General features: G+C 59.4%; 15 protein-coding genes. 3 read left to right on the top strand and 12 right to left on the bottom strand.

Annotated features, from left to right (window positions below):
* Positions 1-47: 47 nt before the first annotated feature.
* From K206_RS41945 to K206_RS41180, 12 genes are all read right to left on the bottom strand, one after another.
* Complete coding sequence (locus K206_RS41945) at positions 48-1,349, bottom strand: ISL3-like element IS1411 family transposase (RefSeq protein WP_011920678.1); 1,302 nt, start codon at positions 1,347-1,349, stop codon at positions 48-50.
* Positions 1,350-2,033: 684 nt separating this feature from the next.
* A complete protein-coding gene (locus tag K206_RS41185; protein WP_231401701.1) occupies positions 2,034-2,522 on the bottom strand; it encodes an alpha/beta hydrolase in 489 nt (162 codons plus the stop codon).
* A complete protein-coding gene (locus K206_RS44415; protein ID WP_049782196.1) occupies positions 2,426-2,926 on the bottom strand; it encodes a hypothetical protein in 501 nt (166 codons plus the stop codon). The genes K206_RS41185 and K206_RS44415 overlap by 97 nt, the downstream gene beginning before the upstream one ends.
* Before the next feature lie 111 nt (positions 2,927-3,037).
* Positions 3,038-4,075 (bottom strand): 4-hydroxy-2-oxovalerate aldolase, encoded by a 1,038-nt coding sequence (dmpG, locus tag K206_RS0128500; protein ID WP_011489333.1) that lies wholly within the window; start codon positions 4,073-4,075, stop codon positions 3,038-3,040.
* Between the two features lie 15 nt (positions 4,076-4,090).
* Positions 4,091-5,032 (bottom strand): acetaldehyde dehydrogenase (acetylating), encoded by a 942-nt coding sequence (locus tag K206_RS0128495; protein WP_011489334.1) that lies wholly within the window; start codon positions 5,030-5,032, stop codon positions 4,091-4,093.
* Positions 5,033-5,092: 60 nt separating this feature from the next.
* On the bottom strand, positions 5,093-5,857 hold the full coding sequence (locus K206_RS0128490; RefSeq protein ID WP_011489335.1) for a 2-keto-4-pentenoate hydratase: 765 nt from the start codon (positions 5,855-5,857) through the stop codon (positions 5,093-5,095).
* Positions 5,854-6,663, bottom strand: a complete 810-nt coding sequence (mhpD, locus tag K206_RS0128485; protein WP_011489336.1) for a 2-keto-4-pentenoate hydratase — start codon at positions 6,661-6,663, stop codon at positions 5,854-5,856. The genes K206_RS0128490 and mhpD overlap by 4 nt, the downstream gene beginning before the upstream one ends.
* Positions 6,664-6,677: 14 nt before the next feature.
* Positions 6,678-7,130 carry a RidA family protein gene (locus tag K206_RS0128480; protein ID WP_038457523.1) on the bottom strand — a complete coding sequence of 151 codons (453 nt, stop codon included), beginning with the start codon at positions 7,128-7,130 and terminating at the stop codon, positions 6,678-6,680.
* Positions 7,120-8,598 (bottom strand): 2-hydroxymuconic semialdehyde dehydrogenase, encoded by a 1,479-nt coding sequence (locus K206_RS0128475; protein ID WP_011489338.1) that lies wholly within the window; start codon positions 8,596-8,598, stop codon positions 7,120-7,122. Before K206_RS0128475 ends, K206_RS0128480 begins: the two co-directional genes overlap by 11 nt.
* Positions 8,599-8,657: 59 nt before the next feature.
* Positions 8,658-9,470 carry a tRNA U-34 5-methylaminomethyl-2-thiouridine biosynthesis protein gene (locus tag K206_RS0128470; RefSeq protein ID WP_011489339.1) on the bottom strand — a complete coding sequence of 271 codons (813 nt, stop codon included), beginning with the start codon at positions 9,468-9,470 and terminating at the stop codon, positions 8,658-8,660.
* A 44-nt stretch (positions 9,471-9,514) separates the two neighbouring features.
* A complete protein-coding gene (locus K206_RS0128465) occupies positions 9,515-10,429 on the bottom strand; it encodes a tRNA U-34 5-methylaminomethyl-2-thiouridine biosynthesis protein (protein WP_011489340.1) in 915 nt (304 codons plus the stop codon).
* A gap of 11 nt (positions 10,430-10,440) precedes the next feature.
* On the bottom strand, positions 10,441-10,854 hold the full coding sequence (locus K206_RS41180; RefSeq protein ID WP_011489341.1) for a RidA family protein: 414 nt from the start codon (positions 10,852-10,854) through the stop codon (positions 10,441-10,443).
* Between the two features lie 227 nt (positions 10,855-11,081).
* Here K206_RS41180 and K206_RS39560 point away from each other — a divergent pair, with 227 nt between their 5' ends.
* The 3 genes from K206_RS39560 to K206_RS39555 form a co-directional block, all read left to right on the top strand.
* Positions 11,082-11,567 (top strand): MarR family winged helix-turn-helix transcriptional regulator, encoded by a 486-nt coding sequence (locus K206_RS39560; RefSeq protein WP_020205767.1) that lies wholly within the window; start codon positions 11,082-11,084, stop codon positions 11,565-11,567.
* Between the two features lie 480 nt (positions 11,568-12,047).
* The gene (locus tag K206_RS0128450) at positions 12,048-12,458 is read left to right on the top strand and encodes a DoxX family protein (protein ID WP_020205766.1); all 411 of its coding nucleotides are present in this window, start codon (positions 12,048-12,050) and stop codon (positions 12,456-12,458) included.
* A 21-nt stretch (positions 12,459-12,479) separates the two neighbouring features.
* Positions 12,480-12,749 (top strand): TetR/AcrR family transcriptional regulator (locus K206_RS39555; RefSeq protein WP_155888305.1); only part of this gene is annotated, 270 nt, incomplete at its 3' end.

The following is a 12,749-nucleotide window of genomic DNA, read 5'->3' as shown; positions in this document are numbered from 1 at the left end:
CAATATACGAATAGTACCGAACCGCTCGGTTTGACGGCTCTTCGCATTTAAGGGTGTAGCTGATTTCTAAACCCTCCTGACTTCAGCAAGCACCTGGCTATGTAATTGGTTAAATTTCTAAAGCCCAAGGCGGTACCTCGTAAGTGCTCAAGTCGCCCGTTGATAGCTTCTGTTGGACCGTTGCTGGTTCCTGGCCGGTCGAAGTAGGCAAGGATGCTCTCAGCGTATTTTTTCAGCGTTTCCCCCAAGCCTTTCACCTCGATGAGCGCTTTGGGCAAGTCGCTGGCTGTAATGATATTTATGACCTCTTCCATGAGTTTTTTACCACGTTTTCGATCCGGCTCGTTGTAGGCGCTGACCACCCGTTGGTACATGCTCCAGGTGCAATCCACTTCGAGGTGGTGCTCATCTGCAAACAGCTGGAACAGTTGCTTTTTGTTGGCGTCAGACAGGTAGCTGATCCGAGTCAGTAGCGTTCGACGGCTTTTGTAGAGCGGGTCATTTTTACGCCCTCTGCGGCCCAGGATGTCGTGTTGCACACGCCGGCGGCATTCATCCAGCATGTTGCTTGCCCAGCGCACGACATGGAAAGGATCCAGCACGGTTTGGGCTTGAGGCAGGGCTTCTTGCGCTGCAGATTTAAACCCCGTAAAACCGTCCATGGCAATGCTTTCGATCTGGTCACGCCACGATTTGGGGCGACTCTGTAGCCATTGCTTAAAGGCTTGTTTGGAGCGGCCTTCCAGCACATCGAGCAAGCGGGCCGGCCCGTTTTTGTTACGCACGGGCGTAAGGTCAACCACGATGGTGACGTACTTGTCACCACAGCGTGTATGTCGCCAAACATGCTCATCCACGCCCAGCACGGTCACACCGTCAAAACGTGTCGAGTCATTAAAAAGCAGGCGCCGTCCTTCGTTGATAATGGCATTATTAGCGGTGTGCCATGCAACATCAAGCTGGCTCGCAACACGAGATACCGACAGATGATCCAGCACGATGGCAGCTAATGCCCAGCGTATCGCCCCATATGAAAGCTTTGAACGTGGAGGTGCTGCACTGTTTGTATCTTCATGCCAGAAACAGCCGCAAGCACAACGCCAGCGACGGATACGCAGCAGCAATCTGGTTGGTCGTTGTCCGTAAGGTGTGTGAGCAAGATGCCTATCGACAGTACCGCGTGAAACACCAGCAGCCCCGCACTTGGGGCATGGCTCGGGTGCTTTGGTTAAACGACATTCGATGACGGCGCGCTCTGCACAAAGATGTTGTCCAGTGGCAGTCAGGCCGAGGTTATTCAGTTGGCAAAAGCTGGAAAGATCAGGGCTAGAAAAGGTAAGATTGTTCACGTCGGGGGCTTAGTTTTTGTTGGTGTGAGAGCTTACATTTTCTAAGATCCTCGACTCCTTTTCCAGCCGGTCAGATTTTTTCTACACCCTTAAATGCGAAGAGCCGGTTTGACATAAAAGAAAAGTTAACCAGCAGTTCAAATAAATTCCGAGCATCCTCATAACTTCGGATGCTCAGCGGCGGCGTGGTTGAGTTTGACCGTACCGAGCGGTTTGGTACTATACCGATTTCGGGGCGTTGTGTCAAAACACCCCAAGCAGGTGCGATGCATGGATCAAGCCATGACCGCCATACCGCCGAGCGGCGGACTGGTTGGTTGTGGCATTGTGATCGCCGAAGGCCGCGCTTGCGCAGGCTCTTGCAGAGGCATTCACTCTGGCCAGCCTGGCAGGCCATACAAACGGTGGTGGCCGACTAGCTGACCAACGCAGCGGCGGCACGCAGCGCCTGAAATTGGCGTAGGCGTAGTAGCAAAATTTCTCGAGCGAATCGGCGCAGCGCTGGACGCCATCACCACGGCGGGCCTTCTGATGACCTGCATCACTTCGAGCGGCGTCAGCACAGCGCGGTTTCCCCTGCCGCGACGCCATCAGGCGCCCGGAGCACGGGGCGAGTTGGTGGCCGGAATAGTTGCACGGCACGCCCAGATCGGTCGTGGTACCGAGCGTTTCGGGGGGCGCTATTCATCCATCCATCAGCTCCAGCACAGCCTGCACGAGCCGGCTCTCCGGATCTTCGAAGCCCGCGACTGCCGTGAAATGGTTGCAGTTGTGCTGATCCAACTGGCGAACCTGTGCGCCTGCGGCGCGCCAAGCATCGGCAAAGGCAGTCGACTGGCGCTGAAAATCTGGAGGCTCGTCGCCGCCGACGGTGATCACCAGAGGGAATCGCGAGGTATCGGTCGGCACATGGAACAAGGGACTTTGGCGAAAAATGGTGTCGTGGTCTAGTTGGAGCTTGGGCTGCAACCACGAATAGCGGAACGGTGTCAGGTCGAAAAGTCCACTAACAGGGACATCGCCTTTGACGAGGTCTGGCGGTAGACCATAGTCAGCTTGCCAATCAGTGAGAGCGATCATGCCGACTTGATGGCCGCCTGCGGAATGGCCGGCGACGTAAATTCGGTCTGGATCAACGTTGTAGCGCTGCGCGTTACGGTACAACCAAGCCACGGCAGCGCGGCTCTGTCGGATGATTTCATCGATCGATGCCTTGGGGCACAGGTGTAGTTGGTCACCGCCACGGTTACGCCGTGCGGTACAAGTCCGCGCGCCATAAGGCTCCATTCCTTGCTGGTAGTCGAGCTCCACCAGCCACCGTGGATAAAGACGACGAGAGGCGAGCCGGTGCGACTGGACGGAAAAATGTCGACAGTCTCATCCACGGTGGGACCGAAGCGCTCGTCCAGATAGCAGTCCAACTCGCTGCGCGCCAGCTTGCTGTGCGCCAGCTTGCTGTGCGCCAGCTTGCTGTGCGACGTGACCCATTCCCAGATGGCGCGCATATCCTGGGGCGCCTCGCAGTCGCATTGGAGGTCGATTTCTTCTTGCGTAGTGAACTCCCGATACAGCTTCATATGTAGTCTCCTGTGGATCGGCTCAATAGGTTCGGCATGGGTAATGCGTTTTCCCAAACGCCTAGAGCGGAGCGAGTAGCTGCTCCCCGATGCCATTCGTCTAACCGCTAGCTACGTTGTCGTCTGTTGTGCCAAATCGAGCGCCACATCGACGATCATGTCTTCTTGCCCACCAACCATACGACGCTTGCCAAGCTCCACCAGAATATCGACCGTCTTCAGACCATACTTGTGACCGGCGGCCTCGGCGTGCCGCAGGAATGAGCTGTAGACACCGGCATAGCCGAGCGCGAGCGTCTCTCGATCAACACGCACTGGACGATCTTGCAGAGGGCGAACGATGTCATCGGCGGCATCCATCAATCTGTACAGGTCCGTACCATGCTGCCAGCCCATGCGTTCCGCGGCGGCGATGAATACCTCCAACGGCGCATTCCCGGCACCCGCGCCCATGCCAGCCAGGCTTGCGTCGACACGGATAGCGCCTGCTTCTACGGCCACGATGGAATTGGCCACGCCGAGGCTGAGATTGTGATGCGCATGAATCCCAATGGCAGTTTCCGGCTGCAAGACTTCACGCAGCGCGAGAACACGATCTCGAACATCGTTCATGTTCATCGCGCCGCCGGAATCGACGACATAGCAGCAGGTCGCGCCGTAGCTTTCCATGAGCTTGGCCTGCTCAGCCAGAGCTTGCGGCGAGGACATGTGACTCATCATTAGGAAGCCCACCGTGTCCATGTCCAGCTTGCGAGCGAGTTCGATGTGCTGGCGCGACACATCGGCTTCAGTGCAGTGGGTGGCGACACGCACGATGCGCGCGCCGGCGTTGTACGCGGCCTGCAGATCATGCACGGTGCCTATGCCTGGCAGCAGGAGTGTCGCGATCTTGGCGTGCTTCACAACATCGGCTACAGCTTCGATCCATTCCACGTCGGTGTGAGCGCCAAAGCCGTAGTTGAAGCTCGAACCCTGAAGGCCATCCCCGTGCGCGACCTCTATGGAGTCAACGCGGGCCTCGTCCAGCGCCAGGGCGATCTGACGTACCTGAGGCACAGAGTATTGATGGCGGATAGCGTGGCTTCCATCGCGCAAAGTGACGTCGGAAATATAAAGCTTGGACGCTGCGGCGTTCCCGTTGATGCTCATCGTTGTGCTCCTCGTTCAGGCGGCGACCGTCCCGGCCGTCATCCGTGCTGCCATTTGTTCGGCTGTGCGAAGGCCGGCGCTGGTCATGATGTCGAGATTTCCCGCGTAAGCCGGCAAGTAGTGCGCTGCGCCTTCGACTTCCAGGAAAATGCTGGTTTTCAGGCCGGAGATGCGGCCCACGCCTGGCACGTTCAGGTTCTCGACACGATCAAACTGCACGGTCTGCTTCAATCGATATCCTGGCACGTAGCTCTGGACATCGGCGGCCATCCGGGCAACCGAATCGGCAATAGCTGCTTCGTCAGCCACGTCGCTGAGCGTGTACACGGTGTCGCGCATGATCAAGGGCGGATCGGCGGGGTTCAACACGATGATGGCCTTGCCTTTCGATGCGCCACCCACAACTTCAATGGCCTTTGAGGTTGTCTCGGTGAACTCGTCGATGTTGGCCCGAGTCCCTGGCCCGGCACTCTTACTAGCGATAGAAGCCACGATCTCGCCATAGTGGACCTGGGTCACGCGAGAGACCGCGGCTACCATGGGGACAGTTGCCTGGCCGCCGCAAGTCACCATGTTGACGTTCAGCGCATCCAAGTTCTGTTTGCCATTGACTACGGGGATGCAGTACGGACCGATGGCGGCCGGCGTCAGGTCAATGACGCGGATACCGGGTTTGTACTTGCGCAGCAGTGCATCGTTGTGGACGTGAGCCCCGGCGCTCGTAGCATCGAACACGAAGTCGATTTCCTCGAAGATGGGCAGACGCGTCAAACCCTCTACACCTTCGTGTGTGGTGCCTACGCCCAGGCGAGAAGCACGGGCAAGACCGTCCGAGGCAGGGTCGATCCCCACCATGGCCCCTACTTCGATGTGACGGCCGTGACGCATGATCTTGATCATCAGGTCCGTGCCGATGTTTCCGCTGCCGATGATGGCGGCTTTGAATTTTCGGGTCATAGAGAACTCCAGATATAGACGCTGCAAGTGCGGTGGTGCGCTTGACGCGCAAGACCCCAATCAAACCAGTTGAAAGCTAACGCTCCCCAAGCCCTGCATGCGCATCGAAATGTGCTGACCGGGATAGATCCACTCCGCGGGCGTCGCCCCCCCGGCCAGAACGATCCAACCGGCCTCCAAGGGTTCGTTCGCAGCGGCCGAAACCCGCGCTGCGGCGACCAGCGAGCGCAGCGGATCGCCGAGCAGCGCCGCCGTGGAGCCGACCTGCACGGCGCGGCCGTCCAGGCTCATGACCAGCCCCAGGTTGCCGAAGTCCGTGGCCGGCGAATGCCAGCCGCCAACCACGAAGCCGCTGGAAGACGCGTTGTCCGCGATGACCTCCGGCAGCGTGAACTTGAAGTTCTGATAGCGGGAGTCGATCACCTCCAAAGCAGGTGCAATCGCTTCGACCGCCGCCAGCGCCTCGGCTCCGGTGACATTGCCCGCCAGAGGCTTTTTCAGCAGGAATGCCAGCTCCGGCTCGACCCGGGGATGCACGAAACGCGAATGCTCGACATTGGAGCCCTCCTCCAATTGCATGGCGTCAGTCAATCGGCCCCAGATGACATCGGACAGCCCCATCTGAACCATCTTGGCCCGGCTGGTGAACCCCATCTTCACGCCGACACGCCGCTCGCCCCGCTCAAGTCGACGGGCGATGGAGCCGCGCTGGATCTCGTAGGCGTCGGGCAGGTTCAGTGTGTTGTCGGTGTCGAACTGTGGGACCTCGTGCGCGTATCTTGCGGCGTCGTCCAGGCGGATGATGATTTCTTCGTGCACGCTCATGCCGCAACTCCATTCATTTGGTTGGATTCAAACTCTGTGCGAACGCTTCCCACGCCATTGATGTGGCACTCGAACACGTCGCCCGGCTTGACCGCGACCATCGGGCCCAGCGCGCCCGAAAGGATGAGTTCGCCGGCACGCAGCGGCTTGCCCAGGCGGGACATGGTGCGCGCCAGCCAGACCACAGCGTTCAGGGGGGTGCCCAGGCAGGCCGCGCCTGCGCCGGTAGACACCGGCTCCCCGCGGCGCGACAGGCACATTCCTACCAAGCTCAGGTCCAGGCCACGGGGAGAAATCGGCGTCGATCCCAACACGTAGACTCCGCTCGAAGCGTTGTCGGCCACGGTATCGACGAACTTGATGTTCCAGTCAGCGATGCGGCTACCCACGATTTCCAGCGCTGGAACCACGTAGTCCACAGCCTGCAGGACCTCCTGGTGCGTAGGCTGCTCCGTGTCCAGGTCGCGGCCGAGGACAAAGCCGATTTCTGCCTCGACCTTCGGTTGATGAAGAATCGACAGAGGGATCGTCTCGGCATCGCCAAAGGACATGTCATCGAAGAGAGCACCGAAGTCGGGCTCGTCCACACCGAGTTGCTGTTGAACGACGACGGATGTCAGGCCGATCTTGCGACCGACCACGCGCCGGCCCAGCGAGATTCGCCGTTGTGTGTTGATGCTCTGGATCGCGTAAGCGTCGTCCACGTTCATGTCCGGGAACGTGTCGCGCAGGGGCGCGATCGGTTTGCCGCTTTGCATCGCCTGATAAAGAGACTGAGCGGCCTCTTCGCGTTGTTGTGGTGTCACGATAGAACCTTCCTCTATGCGTCTGGGGCCGGCGGCTTGTAGGCCACTGCCTTGATTTCGATGCGCAGCATCGGGTGAGGCAGCTGATGGACAGCCACCGTAGTGCGGGTTGGACCGTCGTAGCCGAAGTACTCGGCGTAAACCTCGTTGTAGCCCTTGAAGTCGCCCATATCGACCAAGTAGGCCGACAGCTCGACCAGATCCGTCAGATCCGCGCCTGCGGGCTGCAGGATGGCCCGGATGTTCTCGATGACCGCGCGGGTCTGCGCACGGATATCTGCATCCAGGACGCCCATGGGGTCGGCCTCGGCGCCGACAAAGCTGTTGTCGGGACGGCGCGAGCTGGTGCCTGAGACAAAAAGAAAATCGCCGGCGCGCTTGATGTGGGGAAACTTGCCGCGCGGCTGCGAGCGGCCTTCAACCACGGCCGACGATGTAGCGCCCGTGCTCACGGTCTTATCTGTCATGGGAGCCATCCGGCGCATCTACATGGATGCAGACATTCGTGAGCTCGGAATAGAAGTTCAGCGAGTGGAGCCCCCCCTCACGGCCGATACCCGACAGGCCGCTGCCACCGAACGGGGTTCGCAGGTCGCGCAGGAACCAGGCATTGACCCAGGCGACGCCCACGTTCATGGACTGCGCGACGCGATGAGCCTTGTTCACATTGCTCGTCCAGATCGTCGCGGCCAAGCCATAGGGCGTCGCGTTCGCGCGCTGGATAACTTCTGCCTCCGAGTCGAAGGGCGTGACGTGACCAATCGGCCCAAAAATCTCTTCCGTGACGCATCGTGCGTCGTCGGGCAGGCCGGCGAGTAGTGTCGGTTCAACCCAGAAGCCGCCATCGAGCTGGTTGCCGAAAGAGGGTGTTCCGCCGCCTGTGATGAACTCTGCGCCTTCCTCGCGCGCCAGCGCGTAGTAGCTGAGCACCTTGTCGCGATGGGCGGCAGAGATGACAGGCCCCATGCACGTCGCCTCGTCGGTGGGGTCACCGAGCTTGATCTGTTTCGCGCGTTCGGCAAGTGCCTTCACGAAGCGGTCATAGATTGGCCGCTCGACGAATATGCGCTCGGAGCACAGGCAGACTTGGCCGCTATTGAGGAATGCCGCGCGCGTCATGCCTGCCACGGTCTTGTCAAAGTCGCAGTCGGCGAAGATGATGGCGGCGTTCTTGCCGCCCAGTTCGAACGACACGGGCTTCACGCCTTCCGCAGCGGCGTGCATGATGGCGGTGCCCGTCTTCGACTCGCCCGTGAAGGTGATGGCATTGATGCCCGGATGCGTGGTGATGAACTCCCCAGCCGAGTTCGGGCCGAAGCCATGCACCAGGTTGAAAGCGCCAGCAGGTAACCCTACCGTCTGCATGACCTCGGCGAGCAGTGTGGCGGTTCCAGGCGTCTCCTCCGATGGCTTGGCCACCACCGCATTTCCGCAGGCCAGTGCGGGGGCGACTTTCCAGCTGAACAAGAGCAGCGGGAGGTTCCAAGGAGAAATGATGCCGACCACGCCCAAGGGCTTGCGCACGGCGTAGTTGATCGCATGGGAGCCGCCAGGCAGATCCGTGCGGAAGGTGTCCAGCGGGGCCGTCTTCAGAATATCCGCAAAGATGCGGAAGTTCGCGGCGCCCCGGGGAATGTCCAGTTTTGAGGCGAGCGACACGGGTTTGCCCGTGTCGCTGACCTCGGCGGTCAGGAAGTCATCGGCGCGTCGATCAATCTCGTCTGCAATGCGATACAGCATGTCGGCCCGATCCGAGACGCTGGCCGAGCCCCAGCCGCGGACGGCCCGATGGCCGGCCGAGACAGCCTCATCAACCATCTCCCTGGTGGCCTCGTGCACATCGGCGAAACGAACGCCGGTCGCCGGATTGATCCCTGCAAACCGCTTGTCGCTCTCGACGAACCGGCCATTAATGAAGTTTTTGTACTGCTTCAAAACGAATGCTCCTTTGGAGGCAAATTTGGGCTTGCGCCGCAAGCCCTGTCGATAATGCGCTACTGGACGTCAAACTGGACAATAGCGCCACCACTGCCGTAAAGCGGGGCATACTCATGCACCGTCGCCTTCTTGAAACTGGCGTTCATGGCACCGAGCAGCCAATAGAAGTGCTTGAGGCCCATGTCGGGGCGAGCCTCGGTGGAGTACTGCGGAAGGATCGCGCGAATCGCCTCGATGTCGCCGCTTTCCATGAGCGCCAGCACTCGCTGGTTCCACTTGTCATCGGCTTCGGACAGGATGTGGTCTTTCTCCAGATCGATGTTCTCGCGGAACGCACTGTTGGACAGGCCACCTATTCCCAGCACGGCCGCGCGCTTGTCCTGCAACGCAGCCGAGGCGATCGCGCCCAGTTGCTCCGTTTGCTCGGCGCTGTGGTACAGGTTGTTCGCTGCGATGACGACCGGCAGGCTGGCTGAGCCGAAACCCATCAGCGTCGTGGCGGTGATCGTTCCGGTGTCGATCGGGAACTGGTCGTAATCGACACCGCGTGTCTTGATCCCCGCAGCATTGCAGGCGTCTACGCAGCGCTGGGCCAGGGCGCAGTCCGAGTGGATGTCGAAGGCCTGCTCGCCGAATTCGTGCCAGTTTTCATCCACGTGCACGCCGGTGCTGCGCGCGCGTGTGATCCACAGCTGGTCAAGCACCGCGAACCATTGCGTTGAATAAACAAGCACGCAGTCGGGTTTCGATTCAGCAAGTGCTTTGCCGGCTCGCGAAAGGCCTTCGCGGATGCGCCCCCAAGGCGTGATATCGGGCCGCAACTGCGGCAGTGGGCTGCCGGGGAGGAGGAATGCAGAAACGATGGTCATGTTGAAGTCTCCTGCTTCTTATGCTTATGGTGGACTCAGGCGGCTTACGCCACGGACTCCAAACGGGAAAGGCCGACATCCTCAAGGTTCCACTCGATCACCGCGTTGCCAGTGCCGATGACGGTGCCGTAGCCATGTAGCTTGCCGGCCAGTTCGGGATAACCCATCGCTGCGTGCATCCAAGTGAATGCACCGGACTTGATTTCAGCAAAGGCTTCTTCGATGAACTGAGGGAGCAGTTCGAAGACTTCCTTCATGTGGCCCTTGCGCATGAGTTCGATCATGCGTACATCCCACAAGTAGCCGTCGTAGCGCTCCGGGTGCTCTTTGGACATGTCCTCAGGCAGCGCAGGCTCCTCATGGAAGTGCCAGTGCGACAGCGTATTGCTCGCCAGAAGGACTGCACGCCGCCCCGTCTTCCGAATAGCTTCTCGCGTGGCACGACCGAGAAGGTCCATCTCGCCCAGCCCCTCTTTGGTGTTGAGGTAGTACGGCGTGTTGTTGGCCGAGATCCCCACCACGGGGATATCCCATTGCGGGCGGACCATGTGCAGCGTGGTGATGGTCCCGTAGTCCACGCGGAAGCTCGGGTTGCGCATCATCTTGCTGACCAGACCCAGCTTGGTTGCTTCCTCGCAGCAGGCCTCGGCCAGTTCCACATCGACGTTCATGCCGAAGTCGTAGCGGAACAGATTCGGAAAGATGGGATCGACCGAGCGCCCCGTAAGCCGAGGTACGCCCAGGAAATGATGGCCCACCTGAGTGATCCAGTGCGGGGAATGGACGATCAGAACATCGGGCTTCAGATGCTCGATGTTCTCGCGCACTTGATCGTAGGCCCAGCGCAGCGGTTCCCAGCCGCCTTGCGACCTCGGTTCGTTCTGAGGCGGGTTCTCCCCATAGACCAGATGCGGCGGATGGGGCGCCAAGAGGCCGGACAGAATCTTGCCTTCGTTCATAGCAGTTCTCCTCAAATTGACAACTGAAACTCGATTTCCACCGCAGCACCCAGCGGGAGGGACTTCACGACCGTGAAGGTTCTGGCGGGTGGAGCGAGCTGAGTAAAAAATTCGCTCCACACCTCGTTCATGCCATCTGCTGCACCTTCGCCGGCGCAGTACACACGCGCCACCACAACGCGCTCAAGGGACCAACCTTGTTCCGCACAGAGGGCTTGGATATTCCTGAAGATTTGCCGGGTCTGCCCCGCAGCCGTTTCAGCGGCCAGGCCGCCCGTAGCCGGGTCCAGACCAACAAGCCCCGAGACATAGACATCCGAGCCAACCTGGACTGCAGGCGAATAGCGGAAGTGAGGGGGCGGGAGCGCGTCTGACCGTTCGATGCGCCGCAACAGAACCTGTGGCGTTGGCTTGATGGTTCGCATGGTTTACGCTGATCCTTTGATTGTCTGCGTCCGTATGAAACGTATACGTACTATCGTAAGGGGCGTCCACGCACCGGAATATAGGTGATAACCCTATGTTTATCGCCTCAAATACTCAAAAAAACCCCTCCTGGGTCCACTCTATAGTACGTACACGACGTATTGTCAATATGATGGGACCTATCGTAATATTCAGTACCTACCGCTACATACGACTGCCACCCGCAATGAATTCCAACTCGTCGTCTCGTGCTCTCACGAAGGAGGTTCAAGCCCTCCTTCGGCATTTCCGGCTTGAGGATGTGCCTTCCCACCTGCTACGCCGCGCACACTTCAAGGCCGAGGAGATCTTCGCCAATGCGTTTTCCGAGGAAGGGGTCACGCCACGGCAGAAGGCGACCCTGGTGTTGCTTTACCAGGAGCCAGGCCTCAGCCAGAGCGCGCTATCTGAACGCTTGGCGATGGATCGCAACACGGTGGCCGAGATGGTTCGACGGATGAGCAGCAGTGGTTTGATCGAGCGCAGACCATCACCCTCCGATGCTCGCGCCTACCAGCTCTACGTGGCACCTGCGGGAATCGAGTTGCTCAATCGAGTGATGCCACGCGATGGATCCGTTGAAGACCAGCTGCTCGCTCGCCTGCCAGAGGAGTACCGCGGCCTTTTCGTCAAGTGCCTACGCTTGATCGCCGAAGACAGTGATCGAGCCTGATCGGACGCGAGCAATTGAGCCGAGACATTCCCCCGCTCAGGTGGTGTTCCATCAATGAGCGTCAGTCAGTAGGCGTGAGTTCCATGTCATCGTCCATCCTCCGTCATTGCCGCTCGACAAAGTGACGGAGCACGATGGATGCGCGCCCGATGCCGGAGGAGACTGGCGGGACGGCGTTGCCCAGGCTGGCATCACGACCGGCGCTGTCGGCCCTGCTCCTGCTCTCCGGTCCTCGATTGGACGGCATGTGCACGCATGGTCCGGGCGATGACGCCGCCGCGTCATTCGCACAGTCCGTGTTCTACCAGAGTGGGCACGGCGTTGCATCGACGGAGCAATGGTTCTTCGTTCGAGCCCGTGCCTGCAATCACGCCCAAAACCCCGCATGGGCCTCATGTCCCTCCGACTTGCCACGTGTACCTTGCCCTGGCTCAATCTATTTACTATACTCGCAAGTCTGCTAAATGTGCTTGGTGCGCCATGGAAAGCTTCTTCACGCCGCTGCTCACTCATCCCGTCACCTTGGTGGTCGCCAAGGTCGTGCTGACCTTCGTGTTCTGGACGGCAGGCCTGTTCGGTGTCTTCAACTTCAAAGTCATTGTTCAGGAGATGATCGATGCAAACTTGCCATCGCCTCGCTTATTTGCGATTGCAACAATGGCTACCCAGCTCACTGGCTCGGCGCTGGTGATCACGAATTTCGCTGGACTTGGATGGATTGGTGCTTTTGGCTTGACGGTCTTTCTTCTTCTCACAATTCCCATAGGTCATCCTTTTTGGAAGTTCGAAGAACCAAAACGCACGGGTGAGTTTCATATCGCGCTTGAGCACATCACTGTCGTGGGTGGCCTCATGCTTGCGGGCATTCTTTCGACGCTGCCTTTGCCGTGATACGCAAAGCTGGAGCATTTCATGACAAGAGAGAAACGGCCCCGCGGAAGACCGAAAGACGATGCGAAGAAAACAGCTTTGCTGGACGCTGCACGCGCATTGCTCCTGGCCCGCGGTCCTGACGTCACGATAGATGAAATCGCGGCGAGCGCCGGCATCGCAAAGGCGACCGTCTACGCGAATTTCGCGGATAAGAACGCTCTTATCGAAGCCGTGATCCGACGAGAGTCGGACATGACCATCACGGATGAGCAGCTTGTCCGGCTGGCTAAGAGCTTATCCGTAAATTAT

The sequence above is a fragment of the Cupriavidus sp. WS genome, from assembly GCF_000395345.1.
In the GTDB taxonomy this organism is placed as follows: Bacteria; Pseudomonadota; Gammaproteobacteria; order Burkholderiales; family Burkholderiaceae; genus Cupriavidus; species Cupriavidus basilensis_B.
Note: the sequence above shows the minus strand (reverse complement) of the source record. Positions and strands in the feature narration are given on the sequence as shown.